General features: G+C 68.2%; 8 protein-coding genes. 3 read left to right on the forward strand and 5 right to left on the reverse strand.

Annotation, left to right across the window (positions count from 1 at the left end; genetic code table 11):
* Positions 1 to 134 precede the first annotated feature (134 nt).
* The gene (locus tag AKJ09_RS40225) at positions 135 to 884 is read right to left on the reverse strand and encodes an OmpA family protein (RefSeq protein ID WP_146653131.1); all 750 of its coding nucleotides are present in this window, start codon (positions 882 to 884) and stop codon (positions 135 to 137) included.
* A 203-nt stretch (positions 885 to 1,087) separates the two neighbouring features.
* Between AKJ09_RS40225 and glnD the strand changes: the two genes are divergently transcribed.
* The gene (gene glnD, locus AKJ09_RS40230; RefSeq protein WP_169928251.1) at positions 1,088 to 3,868 is read left to right on the forward strand and encodes a [protein-PII] uridylyltransferase; all 2,781 of its coding nucleotides are present in this window, start codon (positions 1,088 to 1,090) and stop codon (positions 3,866 to 3,868) included.
* A gap of 42 nt (positions 3,869 to 3,910) precedes the next feature.
* Positions 3,911 to 4,981 (forward strand): tetratricopeptide repeat protein, encoded by a 1,071-nt coding sequence (locus AKJ09_RS40235; RefSeq protein ID WP_169928252.1) that lies wholly within the window; start codon positions 3,911 to 3,913, stop codon positions 4,979 to 4,981.
* On the opposite strand, the gene truB is transcribed toward AKJ09_RS40235, so the two are convergent.
* The 3 genes from truB to AKJ09_RS40250 are packed head-to-tail and all read right to left on the reverse strand — an operon-like array spanning position 4,982 to position 8,393.
* Positions 4,982 to 6,007: a tRNA pseudouridine(55) synthase TruB gene (gene truB / locus AKJ09_RS40240; RefSeq protein WP_146653134.1), complete on the reverse strand. Its 1,026-nt coding sequence runs from the start codon at positions 6,005 to 6,007 to the stop codon at positions 4,982 to 4,984.
* A 29-nt stretch (positions 6,008 to 6,036) separates the two neighbouring features.
* Positions 6,037 to 7,422, reverse strand: a complete 1,386-nt coding sequence (locus tag AKJ09_RS40245) for a lysophospholipid acyltransferase family protein (RefSeq protein WP_146653135.1) — start codon at positions 7,420 to 7,422, stop codon at positions 6,037 to 6,039.
* The gene (locus AKJ09_RS40250) at positions 7,419 to 8,393 is read right to left on the reverse strand and encodes an NAD-dependent epimerase/dehydratase family protein (protein ID WP_240488786.1); all 975 of its coding nucleotides are present in this window, start codon (positions 8,391 to 8,393) and stop codon (positions 7,419 to 7,421) included. Before AKJ09_RS40250 ends, AKJ09_RS40245 begins: the two co-directional genes overlap by 4 nt.
* Before the next feature lie 177 nt (positions 8,394 to 8,570).
* Between AKJ09_RS40250 and AKJ09_RS40255 the strand changes: the two genes are divergently transcribed.
* Positions 8,571 to 10,646 (forward strand): serine/threonine-protein kinase, encoded by a 2,076-nt coding sequence (locus tag AKJ09_RS40255; RefSeq protein ID WP_146653137.1) that lies wholly within the window; start codon positions 8,571 to 8,573, stop codon positions 10,644 to 10,646.
* Between the two features lie 33 nt (positions 10,647 to 10,679).
* Here the strand turns inward: AKJ09_RS40255 and AKJ09_RS40260 are convergent, their stop codons facing one another.
* Positions 10,680 to 14,771 carry a protein kinase domain-containing protein gene (locus AKJ09_RS40260; RefSeq protein ID WP_205633933.1) on the reverse strand — a complete coding sequence of 1,364 codons (4,092 nt, stop codon included), beginning with the start codon at positions 14,769 to 14,771 and terminating at the stop codon, positions 10,680 to 10,682.
* Positions 14,772 to 14,788: the final 17 nt, after the last annotated feature.

The following is a 14,788-nucleotide window of genomic DNA, read 5'->3' on the forward strand; positions in this document are numbered from 1 at the left end:
GCCTCACGAGGCGCTGCGCGTTTTCGTTTCTGCGGACCGCGCGTCAGCACCAACACGCCGAAGCACAAAAAAGCGAAGAGCCGGGCCCGTCGTCGAGAACGACCGGTCCGGCTCCAACGCGTGTCAAACTCAGATCACTTCTTCGGAGCCGTGGTCGCCGACGTCGGCGTGGCGGTCGTGCCCGTGCCCGCGGGCGCGGCCGTCTTGGTGGCCGCCGTGCCGCTCGCGGCCGGAGCCGCCGCGGTGGAGCCCGTCGCCGGCGTCGACGATGCGTCAGCCTTGGCGGCGTCCGTCGGCTTGCCGTCGACTTCCCAGATCTTGAACTCCGTACGGCGGTTCTGCTCGCGGTGCGGCTCGCTGTCGTTCGCAACGAGCGGCTTGCTCGGGCCGAAGCCGATCGTAGCGACGCGCGACTTGTCGACGCCCTTGCCGGCGAGCCAGGTGGCGACGGAGTCCGCGCGCTCCTGCGAAAGCTTGTTGTTGTGGTCGAGCGCGCCCTTGTCGTCGGTGTGGCCTTCCACGCGGACCTTCGTGATCTGCGGGTTCTCCTTCATGACGTTCGCGAGCGTGTTGAGCACGTCCTGCGTCTCCGGGGTCTCCTTGATCGTCGACTTGTCGAGGTCGAACTGGATCTTGCCGGGGATCTGGATCTCGTTGTTGACGATCTTGGCCTTGCCGATCGCCTTGAAGACGGGCTTGCTCGCGAGCGTGACCGGTGCAGGCGCGGGGGCCGGCGGCGGCGGTGCGGGGGGCGGCGGCGGCGGCGCGGCCTTGGGCTCCGGGTTGCCGAACTTCGCCTCGGCATGGCAGCCGCTGATGGCTGCGACAGTGACGCTGCTCACTGCGCACAACGCAAGCACCGAGAAAAGACGCTTCTTCGACATGAGCTATCTGCCTCCTCGCGAGGCTCTTCGCCCGCGTTCGGAGGCTGAAGCTACGGGAAAGGCAGGCGGATGGGAAGAGCCAGTGGTAGGGTTCGCCGCGGCTCGCCATGACCGATGAGAGCGCTTCTCGTGACGACGAACGCCGGCCTTCCGCGGATGGGAATTCTCGCCGCAACGGGAGCACCGAAGACCTGGTCACCGAAGTGACCGCAGCTGTCCGCAAGCACTGGGACGACCTCGATCGACGACTCGGATCCGAGGCGCGCGGCGAAGACGGGCTTGCGCTCGGCAGGGCCCGCGCAGCGGCGCTCGACGCTCTGCTCGCCAAGCTCTTCGAGGCCGCCGTCGCGAGCACGAATGCCGATGCCGACGAGCCCGTCGTTCTGGCGGCGGTCGGGACGTTCGGGCGTGGCGCCGTCGCACTCCGATCCGACATCGACGTCCGGATCGTGGCGCGCGCCGGAGCCAAGCATCGCGACGCGGCTTCACGACTGGCCGACGCTCTGCTCTATCCGCTCTGGGACGCAGGGCTCTCGGTCGGCCATCAGGTCGTCGACTGCGCCGAGATGCTCGACCTCGCGCAGGACGACCTCGCGACGGCCACGTCGCTCCTCGACCTGCGCCGGATCGCCGGCGACGTTTCGCTCCTCAAGGAGATCGAAGAGCGCGCCTATGCGGGCCTCTTCAGCGAAGGAGAGCTCGCGCGCTTCGCGGCCAGGCTCGAAGAGGAGGCGGCCGCACGTCACTCGCGTTTCGGGGGCTCGCTCTACCTCCTCGAGCCCGAGGTGAAGGCCGGCGCGGGGGGCCTGCGCGATCTCGACATCGCGCGCTGGGCCGCGCGTGCGCGCTTCCGTACGAACGAATCGCACGGCGAAGGTGGAACCTGGGCGGAGCTCGTTCGCCTCGGTGTCCTCGTGCCTCGCGAGGCACGCGAGATCGCGAACGCCGAAGAGTTCCTGTGGCGCGTGCGCAATCGTCTCCACGCGCATGCAGCCCGGAAGAGCGACCGGCTGACGTTCGACCGTCAGGAAGCGATCGCCGTCGACCTCGGCTACGTACCGGCCGCCGCGCTCTCCCAGACGGGCGAGGGAAGCGAGCTCCCCGACAACGAGCGCGCGGCCGCCGCCGAGCGCTTCATGCAGGATTACTTCGGCCACGCGCGCGTCGTCTCGCGTGCACGCGAAGCGCTTCTCCTCCGAGCCACGCCGCCGCGAAGGCGAGGGCGCCCGGTCGAAGTCGATCTCGGTCGCGGCGTGCGTCTGTTCGACGGACACGTCACCGTCGATCCCGCCGAGCTCGCGAAGGATCCGCCGCTCGCGCTCCGCGCGTATGCCGCGTGCGTCCAGAAGAAGGCGCCGATCCTCCCGTTCGCGCGCGACGCCATCGCCCGCAACGCGGCCGATCAGGGGTGGTCGGAGCGTCTGCGCGAGAGCCCCGAAGCGGGCCCGCTCTTCGTCGAGCTTCTCTGCACCGTGCCGGACATTCCGCTGAAGCGCGGCTCGATCGCCGGCGAGCTCCACGAGGTGGGACTGCTCCTGGCGATGATCCCCGAGTTCATGCCGGTCACCGGTCGCGTGCACCACGACGTTTATCACGTGTACACGGTGGACGTTCACAGCGTGGCCGCCGTCGATGCGCTCCGCGCGCTCTGTCGCGGCGAGAACGTGCAAGAGCGACCGCTCGCGAGCCGCCTCGCCGCCGAGATCGCGCGGCCTTCGACGCTCTTCCTCGCCACGCTCCTCCACGACGTGGGCAAGGGCTACCCCGACGCGAGCGGATCTCGGAAGAACCACTCGATCACCGGCGCCGATCTCTGCGTGACGATCCTTCCGCGTCTCGGCATTCTCCAAGACGAAGCGACGGAAATCCGTGCCCTCGTACGCGAGCACCTGCTCATGTACCACGTTGCCACGCGTCGCGACCTCGACGACCCCAGCACCACGAAGGACTTCTGCGCCCAGGTCGACGGTCGCGAAGCGCTCCGCAATCTGTACTTGCTCACGGTCTGCGACATCACGACGACCTCGCCGACGGCGATGACCTCGTGGAAGGCGCGCATGCTCGACGAGCTGTATTTCGCGGCCGACGCGTACTTCACGGGCACCGACCTCGCGAGTGATTCGTCGCCTCACCCCGTCGACACCGCGCGCACGCAGCGTGTGAAGCAGCGCGCTGCCAAGTTCTTCCAGGGCGACAAGCGCGATCTCGATGCCTTCGTCGACTCGATGCCCGAGCGCTATCTCCTCGCGAACTCGCCCGAGGCCATCTGCGCGCACGCGAACGTCGCCGCCGAGCGAATGCGCGAAGGAAAGTTCGTCCACGCCGCGCTCGTTCCTTCACGCCATCCCGAGGTGAGTGAGCTCTGCGTCGTGGCCGAAGATGCGCCCGGCTTGCTGGCGCGCATCGCGGCAGCGATCACGGCGAGTCGCCTCGAGGTGCTCGGCGCTCAAGTCTACTCGCGGCCGACGCCGGATGGTGACGGCGAGGCCGTCGACCTCTTCTGGATCCGCGATACGCGGACCGGTGCGGAGGGCGCTGCGCAGGCCTTGCCGCGTCTGGTGCGCGATCTCGAGAGCGTGTGCAGCGGAGAGGTCGACGCCTCCGACCTGCTGCGGGAGCGCCTCGGAACGTCGTCGCCGTGGCGTGAGCGCCCGAGCCCGGCCGTACTCTCCAAAGTCGTCATCGACGACCGCGCGTCACCCCGTCATACCGTCGTCGAGATCTTCGCCAAGGACCGCCCCGGTCTGCTCTACAGCCTCGCGCACGCCCTGCACACGCTGGGGTTGTCGATCGCGCTCTCGAAGATCAACACCGAGGGGACGAAGGTTGCCGACGTGTTCTACGTGAACGAGCTCGACGGCAGCAAAGTTGCGCCAGGTCCGCGTTTCAAAGAGATCCATGAGGCTCTCCTGGGTGCGGTAAGCACCGATTCCACCCGACCTTCCGAGGGTGGCCTGCGCACGAGTCCGCCAACGAATGGCTGAATCCGTGCGATCATGATCGTCTTCAGGATGGAGGATCGCTCGATGATCGGACGCGCACAGAAGCTTCGTTGTCTTTCGGCTCTTACGCTCGCGCTTGCGCTCGCCGCATGTGGCGGAGGGAACAAGCCCGCCGAATCGGCTTCGCCGGGATCTGGCGATTCGACGCCGAAGGCCGCCTCGGTCGCGACGTCGAACCCGGCCGACGGCCCCGCGGCGTCAGGTTCGAGCGAAGACGTGTCGAAGGGCACCGCCGCCATCAAGGCGGGCGACTGGAATACCGCGCGCGCGTCGTTCGAATCGGCCATCAAGAAGAACCCGAAGCAGGCCGACGCCCACTACTACCTCGGTCTCGTCATGGACAAGACGGGGGACCGCGCGGCGGCCGAGAAGCACTATCGCGACGCGCTCAACTTGCAGCCCGATCTGCAGGAAGCGGCCGAGAACCTCACGGCCATCTACGTCGAGTCGCAGAAGTACGACGACGCGATCACCCTCGCCAAGGGCGTGCTCTCGCGCAACGCGAAGAACGCCGACATGCAGCTGAACCTCGCGTCGGCGCTCTCGGGTAAGGGTGACCTGGACGCGGCATCGAAGGCCTTCGACGAGGCGCTTAAGCTCTCGCCGAACGATGCGCGCTTCTACATCGCGTATGCCCATCACCTGGCGTCAGCGAAGAAGAACGACGAAGCTATCGCGAAGCTGAAGCAGGCCCAGCGCGTTGCCGGCGAAGATGCAGCGATGCTCGGCACGATCGGCTTCGAGCTGCGCACGGCGCGTGCGGTTCCCGAGTGCATCGCCGCGTTCGACCGCGCGATCGCCATCAAGGACAACGCCGACTTCCGTACGAATCGTGCATTGTGCAAGTACGCAGCAAAGGACAAGGCCGGCGCCATGGCCGATCTCCAGACGGCCACCCAGAAGGAGCCGACGTTCGCGCCGGCGCACTACTGGCTCGGGTCGTGGATGCACGAAGACGGCAAGTTCGCCGAGGCAGCCGCCGAGTACGACGCGTACTTGAAGGCGGCGCCCACGGGGCCGATGGCCAAGGCGGCCGAGGCCAAGGCGAAGCTCGCCAAGGAAAAGAAGAAGCCGGCGCCGGCGAAGAAGAACTGATCAGCCGGCGACGAATCCCCGGAGGACCTGCCCGCTGCCCTCCGGGGAAACCTCGCCGATGGCCACGAGCTTTCCGCTCGCGTCGAGCCAGGCCGAGGTTCCGACGATGGCTTCGCCCGACGACGAGGACATGTCCGCGGCGCGAACGCGTTGGCCGTGGCGCGCGGCACGCACGCCGTCGTCCGTCAGCGTGAGGGTGGGCATCGCCCGCGCGACGGCCTGTTCCATGGGCAGAAGCCGCGCGAGGAGGCGCTCGCGTCGTTCGAGCTGCGCTTCCTTCGTTGTCGGCTTTTCCCAGAGGCCCTCGAGCGAAAGGGCGTCGTCGAGCGTGAAGCCGCCCGAGCGCGTCCGACGGAGCGCGGTCAGATGCCCGACGGTGCCGAGCCCCGCCGAGAGATCGCGAGCGAGTGAGCGCACGAAGTAGCCCTTGGTGACGTCGAGCGCGAGGCGCAGGTGAGGCTCGGGCGCGATTCCGCCGCCGCGCACCTCGAGCGAGCGCAAAGCCACGGGCCGCGCGGCGAGCTCCGGGGCCTCGCCGCGACGGGCCATCGTGTGGGCGCGTTCGCCTCCGATTCGCACGGCGGAGAATGCCGGCGGTACCTGCTCGCTGCGGGCGCGCTCGATCGCGATCGCGTCGAGGATCGCGGCCGGGCACGCTTCGCCGCGCTCGAGGCTCACGAGCGCTTCACGAAGCTCCTCGGAGACGTCCTGGCGGGCCGTCTCCTGGCCCTCGGCATCGAGCGAGTCGGTGCCGACGCCGAGCCGGACCGTGGTCTCGTACGCCTTGTCGTCCGCCGTGAGGTACGGAACGAGCTTCGTGGCTTCGTCGACGGTCACGACGAGCACGCCGGTCGCCATTGGATCGAGCGTTCCGCAATGGCCGATCTGGCGGGTTTGGAGGGCGCGACGGAGGACGGCGACGACGTCGTGGCTCGTCGGTCCTTTGGGTTTGTCGACGACGAGAACGCCGGCGGTGCACGTAGCACCGCCGTGTTCCTCGCCTCCGAGCTCGTTGCCGGCGGTCATGTGGGGTGCTGCTCTGTTCCGTTCGAAAATCAGCCAAAAAAGACGCTCTTCCGAGCGCCCACGGCGTGGTCGAGCATGCCTTGGATGGCGGCTCGAACGCGCTCGGCGAGTTTGCCGACGAGGATCTCGTCGTCCGCCGCCTCTGCTCCATACGACGAGAGGTCGATGGGTTCACCGAAAAGAATGCGCCACTTGGTCGGAGCCGGCAGAAGCCCGGCCGGACCGAGCAGCGGGAACGTGGGCGTGACCGGCACGTACGGCAGTTTGAGGAGCTTGGAGAGGAACTCGACCCGGAAGAGCATCGGGTTCGTCTCCTCGGCGCCGACGACCGCGACCGGGATGACGGGCGCCCCCATGCGGAGACACAGCTTGATGAAGCCGCCGCGCCCGAAGCGCTGGAGGCGGTAGCGCTCCGCGAAGAGCTTGCCGGTGCCCTTCACGCCCTCGGGGAAGACTGCGACGAGCTGCTCTTTGGCGAGCAGGCGCTCGGCATTTTCCTGGCAAGCGCGCACCGCACCGAGCCGGTTCATCATCGAGCCGACGAAGGGGAAGTGGTAGATGAAGTCCTCCGTCAACCAGCGGAGCGGGCGGGCTTCGGCGTGTTCGCGCTTCAGCGCGGTCTTGATCATGACGCCGTCGAGCGGCAGCGTTCCGGAGTGGTTCGCTACGAGAACGCAGCGCCCTTCGCCGGGGACGTTCTCGATCCCGCTCGTCTCGACGCGAAAGTACGTCGAGTAGAGGAAGTCGAGCATGCCTCGAACCTTCTCGTCGTAGATCGGGTCGTAGCCGAAGTCGTCGACCTCTTCGGAGCGACCGCGCATCGCGAGGCGGCCCCACTTACGCAGGTAGAAGTCGGTGGAGAGCAGCTCGCGCGCGGTGTCGAACACCGACTCCGGCGCCGGCGGCACGCTGCGCACCTCGGGGAGGGGGCCGCTCGGCCGCGCTGAGGGCAGGGAAGGGCGAGGCGCCTCGATGGAGTCGACCTCGAGCAGAGCGCTGCTCGGTGACGAGGACGTCGGCGCGGGCTCCGACACCGGAGCAACCTCGTCGTCGAGATCGCTGCTCGAGTCGCGCGCGAGCGACGAGACGTCACCGCGCGAAGCTTCGTCGATGAGCCTCTCGAGCTGCGCTTCGAGGTCGCGAATCTGTGCGACTACGATCGGATCGGCGGGCTTTTCGGGGGCGTCCGACGCACTCGGTACGTTGCGCGCGGAGGGCGGCGGGCCGGACTCGCTCGTCGGCGAGGACGCTTTCACGTGGGCGTGCAGCGCGCGCTTCTTGGCGAGGGGCGCGCGGTTCGCCCGTGACGACGGCGTACCTGATCGCGTCGGTCGCGTCGGCCGCGTCGGTTGGGTCTTCGGCTGCGTGTGGGCCTGCTCGGACTTCGCTGCACCGGCCTTCTTCGGTCGCTTCATGCCACGTTCTCCTGCAGGAGCTTGACGTCACGGAGGCGCTGCGCGTTCGTGAAGTCGAGGACCGCCTCGCGCGTCGTATAGGCTGGGCGGAATCCCATCGTCTCTTTCGCTTTGGCTCCGTCGGCCACGCACAGGAAGCGTAGATGACGGAGGAACGTCGGTGGGGCTTCGACGAGCTGCGCGAGCCAGAGTGCGCTGCCGAAGGTGCGAGCAATCGAGTGCGGCACGGGCATGGCCAGGCGCCCCGCGAGCTTCACCACGGTCGAGAGCGGCAAGACGCCGTCGCCGACGATGTTGAAGATGCCGGGGTGATCGCGATCGACGGCGAGCTTGAAGGCCGCGATGGCGTCGACCTCGTGGACGAACTGCACGAGGGGATCGAAGCCCATCATCGTCGGCACCACGCGCCGCGCGAGGTAGCGCGTGACGTAGTTGTGCACCGTGGGCCCGAGGATCGGCGCCGTGCGGAGCACCGTCACCACGGCGCCTGGGGACTTCTGCGTGAAGCGCGCAAGCTCAGCCTCCGCTTCGAGCTTGTCCACGAAGAACGGCTCGTTCGAGGAGGCACGGAGCGCATGGCGTTCCGTGAGGAAGTTCGGGTTCGACGGGTGCGCACCGTAGAGGCAGGTCTGCGACCACATGACGACCTTCTGCACCTGCGCATGCCGCGCCGCGACAAGAAGATGCCTCGTTCCAACGCTCTCCAACTCGTGGGCCAGGGCAATGGCATGCGAAGGAGACGACAGGAACGCGAGGTGTACGAGTGTGTCGGTTCGCTCGGCCGCGAAGATCTCGGAGAGGCGTGCTTCCGCGGTAGGCTGTGTAAAATCGACCTCGTAGAAGCGCGTTTTGGTCTGCGCCGTCTGCGGGGGCTTGATGTCGATGGCGACGATCCGGGCGATGGTCGGATCCTCCTCGAGGAGCCCGATCAGGTTCGTGCCCAGAAATGACGCGGCCCCGGTCACCGTCACGACACGTCCGGTTCTCCGACGGAGAAATCGACGCGATCCGTGCTCGTGCGCGTCGCGCGGGTCGCGGGCGCCCACCTGCAGCGCGTCAATGGTGCGGGAAGGATGGCAAGGATCCTCGCTTCCGCGTGACGACTCGGTACGCTTCGGGAGCACCATGGGGTACGCTTTCTACCGCCGATGAGCGCGTCGATCCATCCGGCCCCGCTCATGCTCGGGCCCTACGAGCTCCTGCAACGCATCGCGACGGGGGGGATGGCGGAAGTGTACCTGGCGCGGCGTGCCGGCCCGCGGGGCTTCCAGAAGGTCGTCGCCGTGAAGCGCATCCTCCCGCAACTCGCGGAGGATCATGATTTCGTAGCGATGTTCGTCGACGAGGCCCGCGTCTGCGCCCGCCTCGCGCACCCGAACATCGTCCAGGTCTTCGATTTCGGGGAGCACGACGGCGAGCTTTACATGGCGATGGAGTACGTGGACGGCACGACCGCCGCCCGTCTCGTCCGCGCCGCCGCGAGCCGCGGGGAGGACGTGCCGCTCGAAGCGGCGCTCTACATCGCCCTGAGCGTGCTTCGCGGGCTCGACTACGCCCACAACGCGCGTGACGATGACGGCCGGCGGCTCTCGCTGGTTCATCGCGACGTCTCCCCGGGCAACGTGCTCATCGATCGCTCCGGCGCGGTGAAGCTCACGGACTTCGGCATCGCGCGCGCCGCGGAGATCGAGCGCCGCACGGACGCCGGGCAGCTCAAAGGCAAGCTCGGTTACATGTCCCCGGAGCAGGTGGTGGGGCGCGAGCTCGACGCGCGAAGCGACCTCTTCACCGCGGGCATCGTTCTCGCGGAGCTCGTCATGCTGCGGCCGCTGTTCTCCGGGCACAGCGAAATCGACGTGCTCATGCGCATCCGCGATGCGGATCTGACCGTCCTCGACCGCGCGACCTCGCGCGTGCCCGACGACGTGCGCGCCGTCCTTTACCGCGCCCTCGCACGAGATCGCGCGCTTCGTTATCCAAGCGCGGCGGCCTTCGCCGAGGCGATCGAAGAGATCCTCCGGCGCCGTCGCCTGCAGGTCGGCCCAGGCAAGCTCGCGGGGTGGATCACCAAGCTCGGACTGATTCCGACGGGTGAGGTCGAGACGCCGGTCAGCGAGAGCAGCGTGCGCCCGACGGCAACGCTCGATCGGGCGTCGCCAACGCCGGAGTCGCCACGCATCACGGTTCCGCCACCGTCGGCTCCGCCGCCGAGCGGCAACCCGTCGCCCAGCGATCCACGCAATCCCGCCGAGCTCGCCCCGCTCATCTACCGCGTGAGGACGGCAACCGGCGTCACGATCGGTCCGATGAGCTACCCGCGCCTCGTCGAGATGATGGTCACCGGAGGCGTCGATCATCGCGCGCTCATCTCGCGCGAGAGCCTGCCGTTCCGCTCGGCAGTGGCTTATCCGGAGCTCGCTCGCTTCACCCAGAGCGCGGCGCTCCGCTGGGACGACAACGTCTTCTCGACCGCCAACGACAAGGGCCCGATCGACCGCGCGGTGCTGCCCTCGCGCATGTTCCGCCTCGCCCGCAAGCGCGAGACGGGAGCGCTCTACTTCCGCGACGGCGCTCGCAAGAAGAAGATCTACCTCGTCGAAGGCGTGCCCGAGTTCGTCGTGTCCACCGACAAGAGCGAGCTGTTCGGAGAGCACCTCGTGGCACGCGGCCAGGTTCTCCGCATGGAGGTCGAGATGGCGCTCTCGATGCTCCCGCGCTTCAACGGGCGCCTCGGCGACGCCCTCTGCGGGCTCGGGGTGCTTCGCCCCATCGAGCTTTTCCGGGCGATTCACCAGCAGATGCAAGACCGTTTCACCGAGGTCTTCCACTGGCGAAGCGGCGAGGTCGCCTTCGTTCGCGGCGCTCGCTCGCACGAAGAGACGTTCCCCCTCGGGTTCGATCCGTTCGACCTCGTACTGCGCGCCGTGCGCGACGCTTATCCGGAGGCCGAGCTCGAGGCCATTCTCCAGCCGCTCGAGAGCGCTCTCATCGTTCCGGTGGTTCCGCTTCCGGTGCGCCTCGAGGCGTTCCGGCTCGGTGAGGCCGAAGAGAACGTCCTTCGTGAGATCAAGAGGCCGACGCCCTTTGCCGACGTCCTGAGGGCGGCGTCGCGCTACGCCTCGCGCGAAGAGACCTTGAGGGCGCTCTTTTGCGGCCTTTCCTGCGATCTGCTCCGAGCCGAAGAGTGGCGCCGGCTCACGTCGATGCCGCCTCGACCGGTCTGATCGTTACCGAGCGCTTCGCGTGAAAGCGACGCTCTAGCTGCCCTGGAGAACGGCCGAGAGGCGGGTGCGCATGGCGCCTTCGCTGCGGGCGATGCGCGCCTTGAGGACGCGAATGCCTTCGTTGCGATCGAGCACGAGGAGCGAGCGTGCCATGGCCTCCGCCACGATCGGGCTGTCCTCCGTCGCGCCCTCGCCGCGCAACATGGCGACGATTCCGCGCCGGCCTTCGATGATCTTCGAGAGCAGGTTCACGGCGCGCGTTCGCAGCATCGGTGGCGTCTCGGCGAGGATCGAGGCCGCCGCCGCACGAAGCTCCTCGCCCGCGCCGCCCTTCGTGCCGAGCAGGCGTTCGACGACCCCGAGGACGTGATCATCGATGCCACGAAGCCGGCGCAGTCCGCGAAGGGCCACGATGCGCGTGGCTTCGTCTCCCGAGCCGAGCGCTTCGACGAGGGGCTTCTTCGCGCCGTCGCCCCAGAGTGCGACGAGGGCACGAAGCGCGGCGGGCCTGAGGGGCGGATGCGCGACGAACTTGGCGACGGCGTCGCCGAGGGCGGGATCGGCGCGATCGGGAACGGCCTGGAGCAGGTCCTCGGCGAACGCGACGTCTTTCTCGTTCTGCACCACCATGCGCGGAAGCACGGCAGAGAGCAGCGACCACCCGGCCGCGCCGGTATCGCGCAGCGTCTGCACGAAGACCTGGCGTGACTGGGGATCGGAGAAGTTCTCGCGAGCGACGAAGAGCGCATGCGCGCCCGCGCCTCCTGCCAAGACGAGGAGCTGGCGTGCCGGTTCGCGCTGCTGCGGCGGTCCGTTGAAGAGGGCGGTGGCGATCGGCACGAGCCGCTCGCGATCGATGATCGACTTCATCGTCGCGATCGCGTGCTGCTGGCGTGGTCCGGGCTGGCCGCTGCCACGCGCGTGCCGCGCGAGCACGCTGATCGCCGCGAGAAGCGCCGCGGCCTCGGCCTTTCGCGCGAGAACGGCCATCGCGGCTTCGAGGTGCCCGAGCTCGCGGCCGTAGTCGTCGTCGTGGATGATGTCGAGCGTGCGGAGGAAGCCCGAAGGCTCGCGGAGGAGCGCGTTCGCAAGGGTCTCGGCGCGGATCTTCTCGCCGAGGTCGCGCGGGATGTCGCTGTCGGTCACGATCGACCGACGGTGAAGCTCGGCGACGGCGGCGTCGGAGGTGGCCGACCGCTCGAGGAGGAGCCGCGTGGCAAAGAGCCTGAGGAGGCCCTTCAGGTGGTCGACGTCCGACTCGGCGCTATCGAAGTCGGCCACGAGCAGCATGGCGGCCTCGGCGCAGGGGTCGAGCAGCAGGCGTTCGACGAGAACCGGAACGAGCTGGAAGCCCGAGAAGCCGCGGTAGTTCGCGACAGCGCTGTCGACGATGTCCGCGTTGAGCACGAACTGACGGATTTCTTCGCCCCGCGTGAGCAGGTGCGCGACGGCCGCTACGAGATCGTCGCGGTTTTCGCGCATCTTCTTGAGGCTCACCCCGCGCGAGTTCGCGATGCCACCGAGGTCGCGCGCGAGGCGCGAGAGCGTGACGCCGACCTTCCAAGAGACCGAGCGATCGGCGGCGAGGATGTCGTCGACGAAGAGCACCGAGACGTGCGGCAAGTTCTTGGCGAGGAGCGCCTTGCGAAGTTCCTCTTCCGAGAGCGAGCCGATGAGGAGCTCGATGAACTCCTCCACTTCGTTGTCGGGAACGCCTTCGCGCAAGGTGAAGGAGGCGATGCCCTTCTTCACCACCGTCTCGATAAAGGGGTATCCGAGGTTCTCGTAGAGCTCGGTGCCGAGCAGTCGTTTCAGGTCGACGATCTCGGCGTGGCCGCTCATCACCACGTACCCGATCGACTTCTGCGTGTCGCGGCGCGCGAAGGTGAGCTCCCGGCGACCGCGCAGTGCAACGCGTGTCGCCTTGAGCAGATCCTTCATGGCCGCGGCGGCCTCGGGGTGTCCGCGCTCGAAGCGTCCGGCGCGCAGAACCGCGCTCGAGAGCGCCATGAAGAAGGCAGAGAAGCCCGATGCCGGATCGTCGAGGTTCGCGACGTTGAGGACGATGCTGCGTTCGTTCTCGCCGTCGGTTTCGTCGCCGTCGCCCGGGTCGAGGAGCTCTTTGAGCTCGAGCCGCAGCTCGCGCGCGGACTGCTGACGCTTTTCGGGATCCTTCTGAATGGCGCGAAGGATGATCTCCTCGAGCACCGGATCGAGGCCCCTGATGATCTGGGAGGGCGGGCGAGGGGGATCTTCGAGCTGCTGGAGCAGGATGTCAGGCGCGGTTTCGCCGAGGAAGGGCGGTCGTCCGGTGACGAGTTCGTAGAGGCAGATACCGCACGCGTAGACGTCGGCGCGTGCATCGACCTCGGTGCCGCGCGCTTGCTCGGGCGACATGTACTCGGGCGTGCCAGCGATGACGTTGTCACCGAAGCCGAGCTCGGGATCGTCGGCGCGTGCATTCTGCAAGGCGGCGATGCCGAAGTCGCACACCTTCACGAGCTCGAAGGTGGTGCCTTCGTCGTTGCGGCTCGTGACGAGCATGATGTTGTCGGGTTTGACGTCGCGGTGGATGATCCCCTGGTCGTGCGCGACGCTCAGCGCCGCGCAGACCTGGATCATGAGCTCCAGGGCGCGCTCGGGCGCCAGGCGTCGCTCTTCGTCCAGCCGGTTCTGCAGCGTGCGCCCGGACAGGTACTCCATCACGATGTAGACGAGACCGTCCGGCTCTTGCCCGAAGTCGAGCACGCGCATGACGTTCGGGTGATCGAGCTGGCTCGCGGCGAGCGCCTCGCCGCGGAAGCCTTTCATGAAGTGCGGATCCTTCTGGTAGTGCGGATGCAGCACTTTGATGGCGACCGTGCGCCGAAGCTCACGGTGTTGCGCCTTGTAAACCGCGCCGGCCGCGCCGCTGCCGATGAGCGACTCGATGACGTACTTGCCGTCGTTGATTTTGCGGCTGAGGAGCGGGTCGGACCCGTCGGTCGGCGGCCGCCGGCTGGGGCGGTCCTCCAGGCCGAGCGGAGGCTTCGAGCGACGCGTGGTCGGAGGCCGGCTACCGCGCGCGAGTGCAGAGGTGTCGACGAGGACCTTGCTCGAGCCGTCCATGCCTCCGCGTCGAGGCATGAGCGGAAGCACTTCGCCAGGCAGCTTCACGAGCGTCGCGAAGTCCTCGTCTTCGTCCCAGGGGGCGCGCTCGTCGTCTTCCCACGAGGCCGGCGTCTCGGGCGCCTCTTCGCTCGGTGGAGCGCCGACGGACGAGAGCCCACCGAGCGCCGTGTCGAAGAAGTCGCCCGGGCCACCGCTCGACGACGGCGGCGCCGGGAGCGTTTGCTTCGGCGTGACGGACGACGGTGGCGCTTTGGCCGAATCCGGCGGTTCGTAGAGAACGTGGACGCTGAGGCTCGGCCCGTCGTCCCAGGGGGCGGAGGGCGGCGCCGGCGGAAGCTTCGCGTCGGCGCGGACCTGAGGATCGAGCATCGTTCGGTCCGAACCTTCGCCGACGATCTCGTCTTCGGTGGTCTTTCGCGCGGCGACAGCCGCTGCACCCGCGGCCGCGGCCTGGCGTGCCCAGACCGCGCTCGGTACGGTGCGCTTCGGGTCGTCTCCGAGCGCAGCCGCTGCACGGGCGATGATCTCGCTGTCGCTCGACGGCGGGCCCCCCGGCGTCGGAATGGAGAGCGCCGGAAGCTTCGGGAGCGGCGGTGGCTTCGGCGGCTGCACGGAGACCACTGGCGGCTTCGGCGGCTCGGGGGCGCGCGGCGCCTCACCCGGCCGCGGCGGCTGCGTGATCGCCCACGCCGTTGGCGCCGTGCGCTTGGGATCCCACGATTGAAGCGGGGCGGTCTTCCGCGGATCGAAGTCTGGCGGTGTCGACGGTGTCGTCGGAAGCGACACACTCCCGAGCGCCCGCCTCGCGGCCTCAGGATTGAGCGCGAGCGTGCGCATCAGGAGGGGCTCGGACGACGGCGACGCCGATCGCTCACGAAGCGCCTCGGCCTCGATGAGGGCGTAGAGCTCCGAGGCCTGATTCTGGTTCAGAGGCTTGAGGCGCAACGGGAACGTACCGTTGCGAGGTGCTCCGACGGGCTCGGCGAGGAGCGAGAGCACACGTGTCCCCGACACTCGAAGCTCGAGCGTAT

Source organism: Labilithrix luteola (assembly GCF_001263205.1).
Taxonomy (GTDB): domain Bacteria; phylum Myxococcota_A; class Polyangia; order Polyangiales; family Polyangiaceae; genus Labilithrix; species Labilithrix luteola.

Bases quoted from the DNA above. Each gene is read 5' to 3' on its own strand.
- AKJ09_RS40225 (WP_146653131.1), bottom strand. From the start codon at position 884: ATGTCGAAGAAGCGTCTTTTCTCGGTGCTTGCGTTGTGCGCAGTGAGC.
- AKJ09_RS40235 (WP_169928252.1), top strand. From the start codon at position 3,911: ATGATCGGACGCGCACAGAAGCTTCGTTGTCTTTCGGCTCTTACGCTC.
- truB (WP_146653134.1), bottom strand. From the start codon at position 6,007: ATGACCGCCGGCAACGAGCTCGGAGGCGAGGAACACGGCGGTGCTACG.
- AKJ09_RS40245 (WP_146653135.1), bottom strand. From the start codon at position 7,422: ATGAAGCGACCGAAGAAGGCCGGTGCAGCGAAGTCCGAGCAGGCCCAC.
- AKJ09_RS40255 (WP_146653137.1), top strand. From the start codon at position 8,571: ATGAGCGCGTCGATCCATCCGGCCCCGCTCATGCTCGGGCCCTACGAG.